Origin of the sequence: Legionella erythra (genome assembly GCF_001467615.1) — a bacterium.
Taxonomy (GTDB): domain Bacteria; phylum Pseudomonadota; class Gammaproteobacteria; order Legionellales; family Legionellaceae; genus Legionella_C; species Legionella_C erythra.
This window is the reverse complement of the sequence record NZ_LNYA01000018.1, coordinates 32,274-51,211: the sequence shown is the minus strand read 5'-3', so window position 1 is coordinate 51,211 and position 18,938 is coordinate 32,274. Positions and strand designations below refer to the sequence as shown.

Below are 18,938 nucleotides of genomic sequence, written 5' to 3'. Positions count from 1 at the left end.
ATTCATGGCGAAATTTCGACGAAAAGCGTCGGCCAAAATCGGCATGTTGCCCGGGTCAGCCGTGTATGTCGGCGACAAGGAACCCCAGGCAACGCAGGTTTCCGTTCACGTTTTTGATGCCCATTCCTATACTCGCCACGACCAATGGAATGCCTCACACATTCGTGCAGCACTTGCCGCCCATCAGAATGTGTGGGTGGATGTGCATGGCCTGTCAGACAGCAGCACGATTTCAGACTGGTGTAATGAATTCCATATTCACCCGCTCATTGTCGAAGATATTTTAAATACTCATCAGCGTCCCAAGCTCGACATCCTCGATGACAGCCTCTTTATTGTTCTGCAATTATTGGACACATCCGGCGACGAAGTAACGTACCAGCGAGAGCAATTCAGTATGCTGCTTCGCCAAAATTTGCTGCTCACTTTCCGCGAATCGTCACGCTTTAACTTAACCCCCCTGTATGAGCGCCTCAAAAATGCCCATTCTCTCGTCTGTCAACACAGCATGGAGTATTTAGCCTACCTGATCATGGATAATATTGTTGATGACTACTTTAATTTTGTGGAAGAAACCGAGAAAAAATTAGGCGAGATTGAAGACATTATTATCATTAACCCATCCGCCATTTCCCTACGCGAACTGTATACCATAAAACGCCGCACCATGACGCTTCGCAAAATTATTGCCCCCATGCGGGATATTGTCCATCTGCTCATAACCGAGCATGGCCGTCTGATTAATTCCAACTATTACCTCTATTACCGCGACTTGCATGATCACAGCATCCGCCTGGTGGAACTGATTGATTTGCACCGTGAAATGTCCACCGGCATGTTGGAAATTTATTTATCCGCCGTCAATAACCACATGAATGAAACCATGAAAATCCTGACCTTGTTTGCCAGTCTCTTCATACCTTTGTCGTTTATCGCCGGCGTTTACGGAATGAACTTTGAATTCATGCCCGAATTGAAATGGCGGTACGGTTACCCCGCCATTCTAACGATTATGATCCTGCTCGCCATGCTGATGTTTTATTTTTTCAAGCGCAAAAAACTGCTGTAATCCCTTAACATTAGGTTACAGCATTACCCAAGCGGATCAATACCAGGGCCTTGAGTACTGGTCTTGGCACTTATACCCAACAGGCTATAGGGATCCAGGTCTTCATCGTTCTTTTTGGTGGATTTGACTGCAAAGAACCCTCCGGTTATAAGAGCGCTCGCCGAATTATCTTCTCCGGACACACGGCTATCGGTTAGTAACAGCGGTGCGGGTGTCGAGTCGTTTCGAAGCAGGTCGTAGGGCGATACCTCCATGTCGTCGCTAACTTGGGGGGATTCTTTCGTTTCTTCTCTCTTTTGGCTTTGAGGCACGTTCAAATACTCAACCTGTCTTAAATTATCCCCTTCCGGCATATCGACGATATGCATGGCCTCCAGACGCCGGCGAAAAGCGGACAAATTTTTCATGAAGGGGTCATTGGCCATCAGTTTTAAGACAAAGGCAACCACACCAGGCGGGGCACCTAAAAACCCGGCAATCTTGGCCGATATTTTGGGTATTTTTGAGGCGGTGGCAACCAGCAGCTTTTCTCTGTATTTTTCAATAAACTGAATCGCTGCAATTATCCTCGTGCGCAGACTTTCCCAATTGGGTTCGACCACTGGATCGCGGTAAAACGCTTTTTTCCCATGCAGCATACGCGGAAAAATAATGATTTTTGCTGTCTGCGTGGAGGGATGATACCAAAGCGTTGTCATCACCGCGAAAACCCTTGGCCAGGGAATGACAGATTTGTTTTTAAGCATTTCCGGGATTTTAGCCTTCAGCCCATAGCCGATGATATCCAGTCCTACCTGTAAGCCGGCCTTATAAAGTCGGATAGGATCAGGCACTTGCCGTTTTGATTCGGCAACGGGCGGTGGAAGACGCATGTGCGCAGCCACGGCGATGAGTGCGACGACTGCTGTCTGATTGATGATGGTTTCATATAGGGCCTTAGGAACACCTGTCGTGTTTTCAATGAAACCATTCACATAATAGGACAAAACCGTATGAGTCATGCCCAATACCCAGGCATATTCCGGGTATTCCTGCAAATAGGCTTGCACATGCTTTGGGGCCATGCCTTTTAAAACCGAGGTCAGAATGTAATCGCCGGTGTGCTTGGTGGCCAGGCCGTGACCGACGACAGGCCCTACTACGGGAATTCGTTTGACGCCCTGGTTGATTGTGAAATCGGTCAAGGTGTATTTAAACAGGTCACTTAGTGAGCCAATGATGCTACTTAATTTTGATTCGTTCTTGCTGACCTCCCCCATCTTGTCCAATTGCGGGTTGGCCGAAGTAATGGTACCGCTCGCCTCAATGGAAACGGTAGCCAGGCGGATACCAATCTGGATACGTTTACGGAAGGCATAGGCCTCGTGAGTCGCCCTCAAGAGCATCAGTGCCAGGTATAAGGCCGTACTGGTGCTTAGCCAGGGCTGCCCTTCACTGCCTTCAAGTGCAGGCAGCAGGATGGACTCAAGGTTTTTTTCGATTTGGTAAGCGAGGATCAGAGCACCACCATCCTCAACGCCAATGCGGGCAAGATGCCCAAACGTACGCCGGGTTTTGGGATGCAGAGCCGCAGCCTTCAACACATGAGGTAAGGCGGCCACCTCTTCTGTGAGCCCAATCAGGGTATTGTACGTGAACTGCGCTGTCCCAACGACAACCTCAGGTATAGAAATCGAATTCAAGGTGTATTTAAACTTGACCGCCTGCGTCCAGGCTGACTGTCCCCAATCACTGGCTGTCTTCCAAACATCATTCCATCCCATTTAGCTCTCCTGCATACCGTGGGAATTTCATTCTAGGGGGAATGCTTACTAATTACCAGATCCGTCGGTTTTTTTTACGAAGGAAATTTATTTTGTTTTATCCGGGTATTCGCATAAGTCACGGATAAGACACTGCGGGCAACGCGGCTTGCGGGCGATACAGACATAACGTCCGTGAAGAATTAGCCAGTGGTGGGCATCATGCAAAAATTCCTTATCGATAGTGGCCAGTAAATTCATTTCCACAGCCAGTGGCGTTTTACCCGGAGCAATGCCGGTGCGATTGGCAACCCGGAATATGTGTGTATCCACTGCCATGGTGGCCTGGCCAAAGGCAGTATTGAGCACGACATTGGCGGTTTTGCGACCGACACCGGGCAGCGATTCCAGGGCTTCGCGGTTATCCGGCACCTGACCGTTGTAGCGTATCAGCAGTATCCGGCAGGTTTTGATGATGTTGGCGGCCTTGCTGTTATACAGTCCGATGGTTTTAATGTAGTCTTTTAATCCATCCTCGCCCAGAGCAAGCAATGTCTCTGGAGTATTGGCCACGGGAAACAGGCGGGCCGTTGCCTTGTTGACGCTGATGTCGGTCGCTTGCGCCGATAAGATCACCGCAATTAACAATTCGAAAGGCGAACGGTAATGAAGCTCTGTGGTGGGGTGCGGGTTTTGTGCACGAAAGCGCTCAAAAATAAGCCGTCGTTTATCTTTATCCATTGGTTTTCTTTTTTGCTTCCACCCGTGCCAGCGCTTGAAGAATATAATCTTGCTTTGCTTTTAAATTCTCTTGATTGCTCTCTAAAAGAGCTAATCTGCTTTTTTGGCGGTACTGCTGTTGCTTTTCATGCTCTTCACGCAAAAGGCGAGTTTGACGGGCGCGATGGCGCTGACGTGCCAGTTGACGATCGTACTGCGCCTCCTCAAGCGGGTGCAACTCAATGCAATCCACCGGACAGGGTTCAACACACAATCCGCATCCGGTGCATTCGTGGGTTATGATGGCATGCATGCGTTTGGCACTGCCCATAATGGCATCCACAGGGCAGGCCTGGATGCATTTGGTACAGCCAATGCACTCCGGCTCGCGGATACGGGCAAGTGCCGGAGCACGGGTATTCATTGCGGCTGACGAACGAAAAGGCTCGACATCCACACCCAGCAAGCGGCCTAAGGCCTCAACCGTATGAATCCCGCCGGGCGGGCAACGATCAATCGTGGCCGTGCCGTGTGCCAGGGCCTCGGCATAAGGCAGGCAACCGGCGTAACCGCATTCACCGCATTGCGTCTGAGGCAAAAGCGCGTCAATGTCCTCAACAGTGGCCATTATTTGACTTTCATCCCGGGTTGAGCGCCTTCATCGGGATTAAGCAGGAATATTCCTTTACCATCACCGGCCGCCAGAACCATCCCCTCTGATACGCCAAAGCGCATGGTGCGAGGGGCCAGATTAGCCACCATCACCGTTAATCGACCAATCAATTGTTCCGGCTGATAGGCACTTTTGATGCCGGCAAACACCTGTTTTTGCTGCTCACCCACATCAAGCTGTAGGCGCAGCAGTTTGTCCGCCCCCTCAACCGGTTCGGCGGCAATGATGCGGGCTATACGTAAATCAATCTTGCTGAAATCATCTATGGAGACGGTGTCACTCTCAGGGTTTTGCACGCTCTTTTCCTCCTTCGGTTTCGCGTTCGTTGACTTGCCATCATTCAGCATGGCATCTATTTTTTCGCGCTCAATGCGGGTTATCAACGGCGTAAAGGCATGAATGGGCTGATTAAGCAGTGGGGTATCGACATTAAACCAGTCCAGCGGCGGGCAATTCAAAAAGGCTTCGGCTTCTCTGGCCATGTTCGGCAGAACCGGTTTTAAGTAAGTCATCAACACGCGGAATAAATTAATGCCCATGGTGCAAATGCGTTGCACGTCGGGAAGACGTTCATTGTCTTTGGCCAGCGTCCAGGGTTTGTGGGTATCGATGTATTGATTCACCCGATCAGCGCATTCCATAATCAGGCGGATAGCACGCGCATAATCACGTTGCACAAAGGCATCGATAACCGCGGGCTTGACCGACAATAAGGCCTGGTAAAGGTCCGGCTCCGCTAACTCCGCAGCTAAACGGTTATCAAACCGTTTGTTAATAAAACCCGCGCAGCGGCTGGCAATGTTGACAACCTTGCCGACTAAATCGGCATTGACCCGATTAGTAAAATCATCAAAATTCAAATCGAGATCATCCACACGCCCATTTAATTTGGCGGCATAGTAGTACCGCAGGTATTCGGGGTGTAAATGCTTAAGGTACGTTCGGGCTTCAATAAAGGTCCCACGCGATTTTGACATTTTTTGCCCTTCCACGGTTAAGAACCCATGCGTGTAGACCGCGGTGGGCAATCGGTGGTTACTGCCGGCCAGCATGGCCGGCCAGAACAGGGCATGGAAATACACGATGTCTTTGCCGACGAAATGATACAGTTCCGTTTCTGACTGTTTATCCCAGAACTCTGCAAATGACAGCCCCTGTTCATCGCAATATTTTTTAAAGCTGGCCATGTAGCCGATGGGGGCATCCAGCCAGACATAGAAATATTTGTCGTTAAGGCCTGGGATTGGGAAGCCAAAATAAGGCGCGTCACGTGAGATATCCCACTGCTTTAAGCCGGCTTCAAACCATTCGTCCAGTTTATTGGCGACTTCTGGCTGCAGGTGGCCTTTACGGGTCCAGTCTTTTAGCAGCTGCTCATAGCGCGGCAAATCAAAAAAATAGTGTTCCGATTCTTTTTCGACGGGGGTAGCCCCGGAAATGGCGGAAACGGGATTGACCAATTCCGTTGGTGCATAGGTCGCACCGCAGGCTTCGCAATTATCGCCGTATTGATCGTTTGCACCACACTTGGGACATGTGCCTTTGACATAGCGATCAGGCAGAAACATGGACTTGACCGGATCATAAGCCTGACGAATGGTTTTGGTCACGATATCGCCATTGGCTTTCAGCCGCTCATAAATCAAACCCGCCAAGGCTTGATTTTCAGGCGAATGGGTGGTGTGGTAGCAATCGTAGGCAATGGCAAAGGCTTTAAAATCCTGCTCATGGCTGGCCTTCATTTCCGCAGTCAATGCCTCAGGCGTCACACCCATCTGTTCGGCTTTGAGCATAATCGGTGTACCGTGCGCGTCATCGCCGCAAATACTGATGCACTGGTGCCCCAACATTTTATGGGTGCGAACCCAGATATCCGTTTGAATGTGTTCAACCAGGTGGCCTAAGTGTAAATGGCCATTGGCATAGGGCAGCGCGCTGGTGACCAGCATTTTTCGAGAATCGCTCATACGTTTGCCTGTTGCAGTCAAAATGGCGAATTATAACCCATGATTGTCAAGAATGCATGATGAAGAAATAAAAAAACGCGGCATGCGCCGCGTTGTCAGGACTGATTGAACAATTAAGACGAAGTGAAACTTAGGCCCGTTGGATTATGTCCATCATCTTCAGAGACAGGAGGCTGGCCCGTCATTAGCTTAACTTCTTTTTTAGGCTCTACCTCTTCTTTCTTGTCTTCTTTCTTCCCTGGAACTGCATCAAGGTTAATGAGCAATGGGTTGTCCGTTTTTGGTCCACCCAAGCTTGACAAAGGGTTTCTTTCTGGCTGGGTTGGCGTAGAGGACAAATTACTGTCTGTTTCTTCATCATTAACCAAGGGGCTGAAGGCCTCTTTTTTCTCTTTGCCTTTGGAATTAATCCAACCGTCCAGAGCATTGGTAATTTTCACACCCAGGTTCCATATCGCGGCAAATGCCAGAGTGGCAGCGGCCCCCAGGGCACCGACAACAAAGGCACCGGCTACAGGCGACATGGCCGCAATCGCTGTAGCAATCGCAGGCGCGTTAGCCACAAGGAAACCGGTTATCACAGCCGCTACAGGCGGAGCAAAAAAATAGAGTGCAGTCAAACCAGCACCAATGAGCAAGGCCAGTCCAATCGCAGCAACTAATTTCCAGTGCTTTTTTAACCATTCTAACATCACATACTCCTTATTATTTATTGGCTCAAAACGGCAGCATCATAGCAGCATTCACCCCAGCATGAAACAAAAATGTCCAGTATGTTGTAACGTTTCTGTAAAGGATTAATTTTTTTACTTTATTAGTCCCTGACGTAACGCGTTGGATCGGCTATTCCCGCTTCCTTAAACCCCTTTTTGCGATATGTGCAACTATCGCAACGACCGCAGGCAAGTCCTTCAGGCGTTGCCTGGTAGCAAGAAACAGTTAGGCTGTAATCCGCGCCAGAAGCTAGCCCCTGACGAATTGTTTCTGCCTTGCTCAACGCAATCAAGGGCGTATGAATGACCGTCTTTCTACCCTCTACCCCCGCCTTGGTCGCCAGATTGGCCATGGCTTCAAAGGCGGCAATGTAGTCGGGGCGGCAATCGGGATAACCCGAATAATCAATCTGACTGACACCGATGAACAGATCAAATGCCTCGAGCGTTTCAGCAAAGCCTAAGGCCACCGCGAGAAAAATAGTATTGCGCGCCGGCACGTAAGTGACCGGGATTTTGCCGTCACCGCGGTAATCAGGCACCGCAACTGATGCGTCTGTCAGAGCAGACCCTTTAAACTGACCGATATCCAGCGTAAAAATACGATGCTCGATAGCCCCTAACTGGTCTGCCACGCGCTTGGCCGCCTCAAGCTCAGCCTGATGACGTTGACCATAATCGAAACTTAAAGCATAACAGGCGTAACCCTGCGATTTGGCGATGGCGAGGCAGGTGGTGGAATCCAATCCGCCTGATAACAATACAATGGCCTTTTTCATGATGACTTACCCATAAAACCAACAAGGGCGGCCATCATAACATAACCCATCGTATACACGCCCTCATTGCACGGCCTGCGATGATTGCCAATTTTAGCCAGATACTGCTAAAATTCGCGCAATTTGCATGTCCGTTGGATGAAGATGTCAGCACTGTTTCCTGTTATTCTGGCCGGAGGGTCAGGTACCCGCTTGTGGCCCTTATCCCGTAAAAACTTTCCCAAACAGTTTTTATGCCTGCAGGGGAAGCATTCCTTGTTACAGGAAACCATGGCACGCGTGGCAGCCCTGCCCTGTGAACAGGTTCTGGTGGTCAGCAATGACGCGCATTACTTTCTTTGTCAGGAACAGTTGGACCAATTGCAACTGGCTAACGCACCACAACTGACATACCTGCTCGAGCCCTGTGCCCGCAATACCGCGCCGGCCATTACGGTGGCAGCCCGCCATCTGGTCAATCAGGCCGGCCGCGAGGCGATCATGCTGGTTTTGCCTTCCGACCACTGGATAGCCAATCCTTCAGCCTGGCAGAACGCCATGATCCTGGGCTGCCAATATGCCGCGAAAGAGGACGTGATCATTACCTTTGGGATTAAGCCTGACAGCCCCAAAACCGGTTATGGCTACATTGAGGCCGGCGACGAATTAGCGCCAGGTATTTTTCAATTGCATGGCTTCCGGGAAAAGCCGGATGCCGCTCTGGCTGCGACCTTTGTTGAACAAGGTCATTATTTCTGGAACAGCGGCATGTTTATCTGCCGTGCCGGCATTTATCTGGACGAAATTGAACGACACGCGCCGGATATTGCCCGCCAAAGCCAGGAGGCACTGGATAAAGCCCATCATCACCAGGATTTTCTACGCTTGGACGACGACAGCTTTTCCCAATGCCGCAGCGATTCCATCGATTATGCGGTCATGGAAAAAACCGGCAAAGCGGTGGTTATCCCGGTGGATATCCAATGGAGCGATTTGGGCTGCTGGACCTCGGTCGCCGAAGCCAATACCCTGGATGAACAAGGCAATGCTCTTCACGGCAATGTCATTGCCAAAGAAAGCCACAATTCCTTAATCAGCAGCAGCCATGCGTTAATCACCACCTTAGGCATTAAAAACCAGATTATTGTGGCCACGCCCGATGCTGTGCTGGTTGCTGACAAGAGCTACTCGCAACAGGTTAAAGAGCTAGTGAATTCCCTCACCGGTGAAAATCAGCAACTGGTGGATGACCACCAGCGCGTCATGCGGCCCTGGGGGTATTATGAAATTTTAGCGGAGGGTCCCGCCTTTAAAGTCAAACGCTTAATGGTTAAACCCGGCGCCCGTCTTTCCCTGCAAAAGCATCAGCATCGTGCCGAGCATTGGGTCGTCGTCGGCGGCGAGGCCGAGGTGGTGAATGACGATAAAATCATGCACCTTAAAGCCAATCAATCCACTTATATCCCGCCTAAAACCCGCCATCGCCTCTCAAACCCCGGCAACGAACCGCTGTTTGTCATTGAAGTGCAAAGCGGCCATTACCTGGGCGAAGATGATATCGAGCGATTCGATGACATTTATCAGCGCAAATTGGTTGATTCTTTGTAATTTATTCACTTTTTACAGTAAATAATTTTTCAACAGTGTAAATTCCACACCCACATCTTGTGCACCAAACGTCTGCTATGTTATAAAATAATACAGATTGCACGATAAATTGTGCATTACCATCACCACTCCTGCTCTATGAGGTGATTTATGAGTGCGAAAACCGAAAAATTGTTACTGACGCCTGAAACCCTGTTAAGCCCTGCGGGGATTGATGCCGCCACTCAATTTTATCGCGCACGCACCCTGGTTAATCTTTTTACAGGCGAAGAACTGGCTGCTTTGCAAAATTATGCCCCTAGCCTGCTGCCTTTTTATCTGAACGAATTAAATGCCATCAATGCCGCCAGCTTTCGTTTTTTAGACCAGGCAAAAAAAGAGGCATTGCAGAAGAAATTAAGGCTAATCTATTTCCTGCTGTATGCCCAATATCAACTCGATTCCACGCAGGGCCGACAATATAATCTGCATAAATACCGAGACTCCATGGAGCAGTGCGCCCGCTTGATGGATCAATTAAAGGTCATGACCGAAACGGCACCCAACTCGCCCGAGCAAGTGCATCAAGTCGAACAGGTTTCCACTGAAAAATACCTTAAATTCACGGGCATGATTGTGGGTGAGTGGCTGGCAGCGAGACTTCAAGAACTCTATGGTCTTAAGGATCTTAAGCCATACCAAGTGAATTCTGATTTTGCCGAGCTTGAGGCCATCGAAAAAGAGAAAGTGTCACAAGGTGAATTTGCCCGTGGTAATACAGTTTTCATTAAGGAATGGATGGGGGCCATCAATGAGCGGCGACTGTATTGGGTTTGGGGCGGCGGCATGTTGGCCAGCGTGCTCGATCTGCTGTCGGATGATTTTTTTAACAAGCAGCAAACACAGACTGCGATCTCCGCGCCCTCGCCCTTTACCGGTTACATGAGCTGGCTGCTCTATTATGCCCGGTTTGCTCTTAACATGATTCTGGTATTGAAACATACCTTTGTCGGCCCCTGGATGACTAAAGAGGAGAGGGAAGCAGCGAAACTATCCACACCCTGGCAGCGGTTTAGCGGTGAATTAAAGGCACGAAAGTATGCGTTACTTAACGATTCCATTTGGGCAACGGCCAACCTGGTGTGCTTCTTCTGGCTCAAAGGCCCAGGCTTAATCGGGTGGGGGGGTAATGTAGCGACGGCCGCTTTGCTGGCGATGGATTTGGTTCTCACCGTGATTCGTTATTTTGAAGAAGAAGGCAATCATAAAAAACACATCATGATGCTTCAGAATACAATTGAGCAGCTTAAATTGACCCATGGCAATGAAGAACGGATTGCTGAACTGGAAAAAGCGATTGTTAAGGCTGAGTTTGACTGGAAATATAAAAAATACGGGACCTTAACCGACATTGCCTATTCTGCCGGCTTGATGCTTGCTTTCACCGTGGTTTTTTGCGGCTTTGCATTCCCGGGCGCCATGGCTGCATCGACCCTGCTGATTGTTTCCGCCGTCGGCGCGGCCTTGTGTTTCGCTTTAACCGTGGCTTATTCCGCGGTGACCAGCGGTATTGCCATTGCCAAAACCAAAGCCACGGCTGAACAAATGAAAAAGGAATACAATGAGGCCTTTAATGAATTCACTCGTTTGAAAGGGCTCTATGACCAAAAAGAAAAAGAATTGCACGGCAGGTTAATCGAAGCGGAGGAAAACGAACTAAACGAGCTTCATGAATTGGGGAATAAGCTACGTGTTCACTACCTGATTCTGAACGATCTCGAAGCAGACGTCGATTATCAAAATCGCCTGGCCCGCTTTCAGAGCGTTAAACTGGTCCGATCCATTTTTATCGATGCCTGCATACCGGTTTTGATTTTTGCAAGCTTCACCTTCATGCCACTGCCCATTGCTATCGGTGTTTTGGCAGCCGGTCTGTTATTGGCAGGCTTGTCTTACCTGCTGATTAATCGGTTTGAGCCTAAACCGGCTGAAAAGGCAATATTGGATGGCAAAGAGGATGACTTTGCAGATTTCCTGGACAATCCGGTTAATCGATTTAAGGAAAAAAGCCCAACGGCTACGACAGGCTTTTTCGGTCAAGCTTCTGATAAGGACAAGCCTTCTTCAAACCAGGAAGTCAACCCAAATGACGGAGAAGCGCCTGATTTAATATCCTTTTAAGCGCTCTCTACCACATCTTACCCAATAAGGAAGTTGGGTATGATGACAAAAAAGTGTATAATTGCACAATTTGTTGTTCAATTTCCTTGCGACCATGAATCTTGATAAACACTATGATGTGATTGTTATCGGCGGCGGCCACGCCGGCACTGAAGCGGCTATGGCGGCTGCCCGCCTCGGGTGCCAGACCCTCCTGTTAACGCATAACATGGATTTACTGGGGCAGATGTCCTGCAATCCGGCGATAGGCGGCATTGGCAAAGGCCATCTGGTGAAGGAAATTGATGCACTGGATGGCGTCATGGCCCTGGCTGCCGATGAAGCGGGGATTCAATTCCGTACCTTAAATGCATCGAAAGGCCCTGCGGTGCGGGCCACTCGCGCCCAGGCCGATCGGGTGCTTTACCGTCAGGCCATCCGGCAACGCCTGCAACGCCAGCCCAATTTAACTCTTTTTCAACAAGCGGTTGATGATTTGCTCATTGAACAGGGCCGCGTCACCGGTGTCGTCACACAAATCGGGTTGACCCTGCGCGCCAAAGCGGTGGTGCTAACCGTCGGTACCTTCCTTGGCGGTAAAATTCATATCGGCATGAACAATTACGCCGGCGGCCGTGCCGGTGATCCGCCGGCCATCGCGCTGGCCAAGCGCTTGCGCGAGCTGGATTTACCCGTCGGCCGTCTAAAAACCGGCACACCGCCGCGAATAGACAGCCGTTCGCTGGATTATTCGCAGATGGAAGAGCAACCCGGCGACACGCCCGTCCCTGTTTTCTCATTTCTTGGTCATGCCGGCATGCATCCGCAGCAATTGCCCTGTTACATTACCCATACGACCGAAAAAACGCATGAGATTATTCAGGCGAACCTGCATCAATCACCCATGTATGCCGGCGTTATTGAAGGGGTAGGTCCCCGGTATTGCCCATCCATTGAAGATAAAGTGGTGCGTTTTGCCGATAAATCCTCCCATCAGATTTTTGTTGAACCGGAAGGATTAACCAGCGATGAAATTTATCCTAACGGCATTTCAACCAGCCTGCCGTTTGACGTGCAAGTCGCCTTTGTGCGGACCATTAAGGGCTTTGAAAATGCCCACATCACCCGCCCGGGTTATGCCATCGAATATGATTATTTTGACCCACGCGGTTTAACGCCCTATTTGCAGACCAAGCCCATAGACAACCTGTTCTTCGCTGGTCAGATTAACGGCACCACTGGCTACGAAGAAGCCGCCGCACAGGGTATTATTGCTGGGATGAATGCCGCATTGCAGGTACAGGAGAAGGCCTTGTGGTGCCCTCGCCGTGACGAAGCCTATATCGGTGTCCTGATTGATGATTTAATTACCTGCGGCACTCAGGAGCCCTACCGGATGTTTACTTCCCGTGCTGAATACCGTTTGCTGCTACGCGAAGACAATGCCGATTTACGTCTGACTGAAAAAGCCTATCAATTGGGGATGGTGTCCCAGCACCGTTGGCAGGCCTTCTGTGAAAAACGGGAAGCCATTGAACGGGCACAGGCTACGTTGAAAGACACGCTCATTCGCGTCAGCCACAATGACCTGCTGCAACCGCTGCTCGAAAAACCCCTGCAACAGGATTGCCGCGCCGCTGAATTATTAAAACGGCCGGAAATCAGCTATCAACAATTGCAGGGTATTTCTGCTTTTAATCTGCCTGCCCTGCCGGCAGATGTATCCGAGCAGGTTGAAATTCAGAGTAAATACGCAGGCTACATTGAACGGCAGCAAATGGAAATTGAGCGCCTGCGTAAACATGAAAATACCCAGCTGCCGGCTGATTTCGATTACAGTCAGGTGACCGGATTATCGACGGAAGTCATGCAAAAACTGATACGCATTAAGCCTATCACCCTGGCACAGGCCGGGCGTATTTCCGGCGTCACGCCGGCTGCTTTGTCGCTGCTGCTCATTCATCTTAAAAAACAACGGACACCCGCATGAAAGCACTAAGACCTCCAGCTCCTCTTTTGCGCCAGGGACTCGAACAACTGGGCTTGCCTGATTACAGCGATCCCTTGCTAGCCTACCTGTTATTGCTGGAAAAATGGAACCATGTTTACAATTTGACCGCTATTCGCGATATACCGGCCATGGTCACTCGCCATGCCCTTGACAGTTTAGCCATTTTACCCTTTTTAAGTGGCAAATCGCTCATTGATGTCGGTACCGGGCCTGGTTTACCGGGGATTCCTCTGGCTATTGCCCGACCTGAGGTGACTTTTGTTTTGCTCGACAGCAACGGCAAGAAAACCCGCTTTCTTGAGGAAGTCAAACGGCAATTGCAACTGGATAACATTGAAATCGTACAATCCCGGGCAGAAAACTACCACCCGCCCCTTGCTTTTGATACAGTAATAAGTCGAGCATTTAGCGATTTGGCGCAAATGGTAGGTTGGACTAAGCATTTGGTGGCAAAAGACGGTCTCTGGCTTGCAATGAAGGGCCGTTACCCTGAGACTGAATTGGCCATGATTGAGTTCCCATACCAGGTCCATCCCTACACCGTTCCCGGTCTTGATGGAGAGCGATGCGCTGTCATTATCAACAATCAATAACCAAGGATATAACACCATGGCGAAAGTCATTGCCATTGCTAACCAGAAAGGTGGCGTAGGAAAAACGACGACCGCCATTAACCTGTCTGCTTCTATCGCTGCGAATCGCCAGAACGTGCTGCTTATCGACTTAGACCCCCAGGGCAATGCCACCATGGGCTCAGGCGTTAACAAAAATGAACTGGTGCATAGCAGCAACGATGTCATCCTGCGTGATTGCCTGGCAGAGCAGGCCTGTTTAAAGACGGTCTACGGCTACGATCTCATCCCGGCCAACGGCGATTTAACAGTCGCGGAAGTGAGTCTCATGGAAAGAAACCACCGTGAAACGTTTCTTTTTAAAGCCTTGCAACCCATTTTAAGCAATTATGATTTTATTTTAATTGATTGCCCGCCGACCTTAAACACGCTGACCATCAATGCCCTGGTGGCTGCCGATTCGGTGTTGATCCCCATGCAGTGTGAATATTACGCCCTGGAGGGTTTGGCCGCCCTCATGTCAACAATTGAGCAGATTAAATCGGCAGTCAATCCGCGTCTGCACATTGAAGGTCTGTTACGGACTATGTATGATGCGCGCAATCGTCTGTGCGCCGAAGTATCCAAGCAATTACTCGAGCACTTTGGCAGCAAGGTCTACCGCACAGTTGTGCCGCGCAATGTGCGTCTTGCTGAAGCCCCAAGCCATGGTATGCCCGCCCTGCAATATGACAAATCGTCGCCGGGTGCTGCAGCCTATATGGTTCTAGCTTCAGAAGTCATCAGCAAGCAGACAGTAACGGGTTAAATCAGAGGTGCATTATGGCAGTTAAACGTGGTGGTTTGGGTCGAAATTTATCTGCTCTACTCGGGCAATCAGCGGCACCGGAGAATAAGACCCCGGATTCCCCTCTGACTCTTTCACTGACTTGTCTTAAACCGGGTAAATACCAGCCACGTACTGACTTTTCCGAAGACACACTGAGGGAATTGGCCGAATCAATCCGCCAGCAAGGCTTGCTTCAACCGTTAATCGTAAGGGCCCTTGATGAACACCAGTATGAAATCATTGCCGGCGAACGTCGCTGGCGGGCCTCGCAGTTGGCCGGATTAACCGAGGTGCCTGTCATTATACGCATGGTTGATGATGAAACAGCCATGGCCATTGCCCTTATCGAAAACCTGCAGCGCGAAGATTTAAATGCGCTTGATCAAGCCAGGGCCATGCATCGTTTAACGCATGAATTTGCCTTGACTCATCAACAGGTCGCCGATCTACTCGCCAAATCACGAACCGCTGTCAGTAATTTCTTACGCCTGTTGACCTTATCGGATGAGGTCAAACGCTTATTGGAACATGGGGATTTGGACATGGGGCATGCCCGTGCCTTGCTGATCCTCAATGAGGAGCAACAACGTCAGGCTGCGCAATTAATTGTGGCTAAAAATTTATCAGTACGTGAAACAGAACAACTGGTCAAACGAATGAAGGACGGTAAACCCGAGCAGTCTTCAGCCACGGCCGTTGACGTGCATCCCGACGTTAAAAATCAGTTGCAACACCTTTCACAACGCTTGCAAACCAAAGTAAAACTTAAACCAGGTAAAACCGGTAAGGGCTCATTGGTAATTCATTACAATTCAGACCATGAATTGCAGGCAGTTATTCGTCAAATGCTGGGGTAGTTAGGATACAACCCCATGCGGTGATGTACTGCATAGCCTCTCATGCCTGATTTTCATTCAAAAATTCCTGGATAACCCGATACTCGTCTCTTTTGATGGCATTTCAACGACGCTCCCAACAAAAAACAGATCTATAATTATGAGTAAAACAAGAATGGTCAAGCAGGGAAAGTCGATGCCATGTCCAAAATGTGATTCAGCAGCAAGCTATCAACTAACCGGTGGTTATCAATTGCTGATTTCACCGCCACGTGGTCATTGCTATTCCAAATTAGTCAATTACCTGGCTCAATGCCATTATGATTTCAACATCAAAGCGGGCGATATTATTGAGTTATTTTTTTCTTCTGACGAAGCCCTGAGATTAGGTCAAACACTGGAACGATGCTATTCACAGGCAGAACTGGAAGACAGCAAGGCTGTTTTGTTGCCCATGGATATGGCCGAGAGAAACATTGAGCGGGTATTAAACCACACTCACTCATTAAAAAAAGTTGTCGGCCTGTGCTTATCCCAATGGTTGGTAGAACTCATAAAAAACAAGGAACTCACAACATTCTGTCAGCCTATTTTACACCGAGATACGCTAAAGCCGTATGGTTTTGAATGTTTACTGAGGGGAAGGCAGGACACCAGGATTATTCCTCCTCTTGATCTATTTGGGGCAGCTAAATCCAGCGACCTCCTTTTCTTATTAGATAAAAATGCCCGGATCTGCCATATTGAGAACATGAGTAAAATTGATGTCTCAGAGAAAAAAATATTTATAAATTTCAATCCAACCGCCATCTATGATCCGCTCTTTTGCTTGACTACCACGAACCAGTCATTAAAAAAGACCGCCATTCACCCTTCTCAAATTGTATTTGAGGTGACCGAGAGTGATGAAGTCAAGGATAAAAAGCATTTGTTATCAATTATTGATTATTATAGAAATCAAGGATATGGTATGGCGCTTGACGATTTAGGCTCTGGTTATAGTTCTTTAAATTTACTCACGGAGTTGCAGCCTGATTACGTGAAGCTCGATCATGAATTGGTTCATCAAATTCATACCCATGAGGTGAAACAAATTATATTGGAAAAAATATGTGAGATGGCCAGCAAGCTAAAGATTAAGATAATCTGCGAGGGAATAGAAACCCACGACGAACTGCAGACTATCAAGCAGTATAACATTGATTTTTATCAGGGCTTTCTGTTTGAAAAACCGATGCCGTTTGAAGATATTCCTCAATACATCAGAACGATAACCTAATGAATTTAACCGGTTATAGGGTAAGGTTTGCCATGATATCCTGATTAATGGCGTCTGCAGACCAGGAAGCCGTTATCGCATAAAAAAATTACCTTGATCAGTCTGTTTATTTTTTACCCGCATTTTGGTATAATTTTGCGCACATTGTGTCACTGAATCCCCCACGCCCATGAAAATAAATCTCAAATTGGTCATTGCTGCGTCCATTTGTACCTATACTTAACATGAAGGGAGATGTAGATGCAAATTCAGCCCATTCATGAAGTAAACGTAATCATTAAATTTGAAAATAGGGATGTTTCATGCAGTCTTGTTGTATTGTCAGAAAACGAACTGGTAGTTACCTGCACAGAGTATATTGACAAGGAGAGTCCTGTTGCCTTTATTTCCCCATTTTTCCGAGGTGAAGCACAAATTATTAACACCCGCTACAGTCATTATCAGTTTACTTACACGTTTGAAATTCTACACATTAACTATCAACCCGGCTTTTTGGTGAACACCAAACTTTAGCGCGCAAGTGACGTCCTGCGCGCTTGATAGCGCTTAGAGCCAATACACAAAAATAAACAGAAAAAGCCACACCACATCTACAAAATGCCAGTACCAGGCTACCGCTTCAAAGGCAAAATGTCTTTCCGGTGTAAAATGGCCCTTTATGCAACGGATTAAAATAACAATTAACATGATGGTTCCAATGGTCACATGCAAACCATGGAAACCGGTCAACATAAAGAAAGTCGTACCATAAATTCCGGCATCGAGAGTCAGATTCATCTCAGTATAAGCTTCATGGTATTCGTAGGATTGCAAAGAAAGGAACAAGATCCCGAGAAGGATGGTCAACACCATGCCTGCTATCAGTTGTTTGCGCTTGTTGAGTTTCAACGCCCAATGCGCCCAGGTGATGGTCACCCCGGAGGTCAGCAGGATTAGCGTGTTGATTGCCGCAAGACCCCACGCGCCCATCGCCTCGGATGCACCAGTGAAAAGCTGATTGTTAGGGTTTTGCAACAGAGGCCATTTGGCAACAAAGTCAGACCACAAGGTATAGTGGGTGATGGGATGCATTTCCCCGCCGAGCAACGGCACTGACCAATACCGACAAAAAAACAATGCCCCGAAAAAGGCACCAAAGAAACATACTTCTGAGAAAATAAACCAGCACATCCCCCAACGGAAGGACCGATCGACCTGCAGATCGTAAAGCCCTTTTTCGTTTTCATAAATGACTTGACCAAACCAGCCGAACATCATGCCGACAAGAATACAGAGACCGGCAAAAAAAATGTAGGGGCCATACCAGTCATCATGCAGCCATGACGCAGCACCAACCAGGGTTGTGGTCAGGCCAATGGAGCCGACCAGCGGCCAATGGCTAGGCTTAGGGACGTAATAAGTACCGTGCGCTCCCATGGGTTTTTTTCTCCTCTTTCTCATTTGCCTGGATAACCACTGGCATCCAGAGTCAATTAATTACACGATTGGTTACATCGAATAAGGTGTAAGACAATGTGATTGTTTTCACCTCCGCCGGCAAATCATTATCAAGATGAAACAGCAGAGGCATATCCATGGCTTCGTGCCCATTCAACGTTTGCTGCGTAAAACAAAAACACTCTGTCTTCTTTAAATATTTTGCGGCAATGCCAGGTGTTACGCTGGGTATTGCCTGTACGGTCATCCGGAAATTGCTTTTATTTTCAGCATAAAAAGCCAATTTAGCTATTTCACCGGGGTGTACCTTAATTTTTGTTACCTTGGGATAAAAAGCCCAGGGTAAACTGCTGTTTGTGGTTGAAACAAATTGCACCGTGACCATTCTGTTTTTATCCACCAACGCATGTTTGGCATCATAAGCCGCGGCTTGATTATTGGTTTTACCATTAATACCCAAGGTCTGGCAAAGGCTGTTGTAAATGGGCACCAACGCAAATCCGAATCCAAACATGCTGAGCACGATGAGTGATAATAACAAAACTAATTTTTTATGACCTTTCACTGCATTCACCCACCTGCTTG

General features: G+C 48.5%; 17 protein-coding genes. 9 read left to right on the top strand and 8 right to left on the bottom strand.

The annotated features are described in order from the left end of the window. Positions 1 to 4: 4 nt before the first annotated feature. Positions 5 to 1,069, top strand: a complete 1,065-nt coding sequence (gene corA, locus Lery_RS03895; RefSeq protein WP_058525946.1) for a magnesium/cobalt transporter CorA — start codon at positions 5 to 7, stop codon at positions 1,067 to 1,069. A 23-nt stretch (positions 1,070 to 1,092) separates the two neighbouring features. Here the strand turns inward: corA and Lery_RS03890 are convergent, their stop codons facing one another. From Lery_RS03890 to queC, 6 genes are all read right to left on the bottom strand, one after another. Beyond that, positions 1,093 to 2,832, bottom strand: coding sequence for a hypothetical protein (locus tag Lery_RS03890; protein ID WP_058525945.1), 1,740 nt, complete (start codon positions 2,830 to 2,832; stop codon positions 1,093 to 1,095). 87 nt (positions 2,833 to 2,919) lie between these two features. Next, entirely contained in the window at positions 2,920 to 3,552 is a 633-nt protein-coding gene (gene nth, locus Lery_RS03885; RefSeq protein ID WP_058525944.1) for an endonuclease III, read from the bottom strand. Then, on the bottom strand, positions 3,545 to 4,159 hold the full coding sequence (locus Lery_RS03880; protein WP_058525943.1) for an RnfABCDGE type electron transport complex subunit B: 615 nt from the start codon (positions 4,157 to 4,159) through the stop codon (positions 3,545 to 3,547). Before Lery_RS03880 ends, nth begins: the two co-directional genes overlap by 8 nt. Beyond that, on the bottom strand, positions 4,159 to 6,171 hold the full coding sequence (gene metG / locus Lery_RS03875) for a methionine--tRNA ligase (protein ID WP_058525942.1): 2,013 nt from the start codon (positions 6,169 to 6,171) through the stop codon (positions 4,159 to 4,161). Before metG ends, Lery_RS03880 begins: the two co-directional genes overlap by 1 nt. Before the next feature lie 113 nt (positions 6,172 to 6,284). Beyond that, the gene (locus Lery_RS03870) at positions 6,285 to 6,863 is read right to left on the bottom strand and encodes a hypothetical protein (protein WP_058525941.1); all 579 of its coding nucleotides are present in this window, start codon (positions 6,861 to 6,863) and stop codon (positions 6,285 to 6,287) included. 122 nt (positions 6,864 to 6,985) lie between these two features. Continuing rightward, positions 6,986 to 7,663 carry a 7-cyano-7-deazaguanine synthase QueC gene (gene queC, locus Lery_RS03865; protein WP_058525940.1) on the bottom strand — a complete coding sequence of 226 codons (678 nt, stop codon included), beginning with the start codon at positions 7,661 to 7,663 and terminating at the stop codon, positions 6,986 to 6,988. A 144-nt stretch (positions 7,664 to 7,807) separates the two neighbouring features. Between queC and Lery_RS03860 the strand changes: the two genes are divergently transcribed. From Lery_RS03860 to Lery_RS15505, 8 genes are all read left to right on the top strand, one after another. After that, entirely contained in the window at positions 7,808 to 9,250 is a 1,443-nt protein-coding gene (locus Lery_RS03860) for a mannose-1-phosphate guanylyltransferase/mannose-6-phosphate isomerase (RefSeq protein ID WP_058525939.1), read from the top strand. 150 nt (positions 9,251 to 9,400) lie between these two features. After that, the gene (locus Lery_RS03855; RefSeq protein WP_058525938.1) at positions 9,401 to 11,410 is read left to right on the top strand and encodes a hypothetical protein; all 2,010 of its coding nucleotides are present in this window, start codon (positions 9,401 to 9,403) and stop codon (positions 11,408 to 11,410) included. Positions 11,411 to 11,504: 94 nt separating this feature from the next. Beyond that, a complete protein-coding gene (gene mnmG / locus Lery_RS03850; RefSeq protein ID WP_058526050.1) occupies positions 11,505 to 13,379 on the top strand; it encodes a tRNA uridine-5-carboxymethylaminomethyl(34) synthesis enzyme MnmG in 1,875 nt (624 codons plus the stop codon). Continuing rightward, positions 13,376 to 13,993 (top strand): 16S rRNA (guanine(527)-N(7))-methyltransferase RsmG, encoded by a 618-nt coding sequence (gene rsmG / locus Lery_RS03845; protein WP_058525937.1) that lies wholly within the window; start codon positions 13,376 to 13,378, stop codon positions 13,991 to 13,993. The genes mnmG and rsmG overlap by 4 nt, the downstream gene beginning before the upstream one ends. Before the next feature lie 16 nt (positions 13,994 to 14,009). After that, positions 14,010 to 14,780, top strand: coding sequence for a ParA family protein (locus tag Lery_RS03840; protein ID WP_058525936.1), 771 nt, complete (start codon positions 14,010 to 14,012; stop codon positions 14,778 to 14,780). A 14-nt stretch (positions 14,781 to 14,794) separates the two neighbouring features. Continuing rightward, a complete protein-coding gene (locus Lery_RS03835; RefSeq protein ID WP_058525935.1) occupies positions 14,795 to 15,658 on the top strand; it encodes a ParB/RepB/Spo0J family partition protein in 864 nt (287 codons plus the stop codon). A gap of 175 nt (positions 15,659 to 15,833) precedes the next feature. Further along, positions 15,834 to 16,916, top strand: a complete 1,083-nt coding sequence (locus Lery_RS03830; protein WP_058525934.1) for an EAL domain-containing protein — start codon at positions 15,834 to 15,836, stop codon at positions 16,914 to 16,916. Positions 16,917 to 17,156: 240 nt separating this feature from the next. Beyond that, on the top strand, positions 17,157 to 17,429 hold the full coding sequence (locus Lery_RS15505; RefSeq protein WP_058525933.1) for a hypothetical protein: 273 nt from the start codon (positions 17,157 to 17,159) through the stop codon (positions 17,427 to 17,429). A gap of 33 nt (positions 17,430 to 17,462) precedes the next feature. Here the strand turns inward: Lery_RS15505 and Lery_RS03820 are convergent, their stop codons facing one another. Continuing rightward, on the bottom strand, positions 17,463 to 18,332 hold the full coding sequence (locus Lery_RS03820; RefSeq protein WP_058525932.1) for a cytochrome c oxidase subunit 3: 870 nt from the start codon (positions 18,330 to 18,332) through the stop codon (positions 17,463 to 17,465). Positions 18,333 to 18,384: 52 nt separating this feature from the next. Then, positions 18,385 to 18,927: a cytochrome c oxidase assembly protein gene (locus tag Lery_RS03815; RefSeq protein WP_058525931.1), complete on the bottom strand. Its 543-nt coding sequence runs from the start codon at positions 18,925 to 18,927 to the stop codon at positions 18,385 to 18,387. Between the last annotated feature and the right edge of the window lie 11 nt (positions 18,928 to 18,938).

Bases quoted from the DNA above. Each gene is read 5' to 3' on its own strand.
- corA (WP_058525946.1), top strand. From the start codon at position 5: ATGGCGAAATTTCGACGAAAAGCGTCGGCCAAAATCGGCATGTTGCCC.
- Lery_RS03890 (WP_058525945.1), bottom strand. From the start codon at position 2,832: ATGGGATGGAATGATGTTTGGAAGACAGCCAGTGATTGGGGACAGTCA.
- nth (WP_058525944.1), bottom strand. From the start codon at position 3,552: ATGGATAAAGATAAACGACGGCTTATTTTTGAGCGCTTTCGTGCACAA.
- Lery_RS03880 (WP_058525943.1), bottom strand. From the start codon at position 4,159: ATGGCCACTGTTGAGGACATTGACGCGCTTTTGCCTCAGACGCAATGC.
- metG (WP_058525942.1), bottom strand. From the start codon at position 6,171: ATGAGCGATTCTCGAAAAATGCTGGTCACCAGCGCGCTGCCCTATGCC.
- Lery_RS03870 (WP_058525941.1), bottom strand. From the start codon at position 6,863: ATGTTAGAATGGTTAAAAAAGCACTGGAAATTAGTTGCTGCGATTGGA.
- queC (WP_058525940.1), bottom strand. From the start codon at position 7,663: ATGAAAAAGGCCATTGTATTGTTATCAGGCGGATTGGATTCCACCACC.
- Lery_RS03860 (WP_058525939.1), top strand. From the start codon at position 7,808: ATGTCAGCACTGTTTCCTGTTATTCTGGCCGGAGGGTCAGGTACCCGC.
- Lery_RS03855 (WP_058525938.1), top strand. From the start codon at position 9,401: ATGAGTGCGAAAACCGAAAAATTGTTACTGACGCCTGAAACCCTGTTA.
- mnmG (WP_058526050.1), top strand. From the start codon at position 11,505: ATGAATCTTGATAAACACTATGATGTGATTGTTATCGGCGGCGGCCAC.
- rsmG (WP_058525937.1), top strand. From the start codon at position 13,376: ATGAAAGCACTAAGACCTCCAGCTCCTCTTTTGCGCCAGGGACTCGAA.
- Lery_RS03840 (WP_058525936.1), top strand. From the start codon at position 14,010: ATGGCGAAAGTCATTGCCATTGCTAACCAGAAAGGTGGCGTAGGAAAA.
- Lery_RS03835 (WP_058525935.1), top strand. From the start codon at position 14,795: ATGGCAGTTAAACGTGGTGGTTTGGGTCGAAATTTATCTGCTCTACTC.
- Lery_RS03830 (WP_058525934.1), top strand. From the start codon at position 15,834: ATGCCATGTCCAAAATGTGATTCAGCAGCAAGCTATCAACTAACCGGT.
- Lery_RS15505 (WP_058525933.1), top strand. From the start codon at position 17,157: ATGCAAATTCAGCCCATTCATGAAGTAAACGTAATCATTAAATTTGAA.
- Lery_RS03820 (WP_058525932.1), bottom strand. From the start codon at position 18,332: ATGGGAGCGCACGGTACTTATTACGTCCCTAAGCCTAGCCATTGGCCG.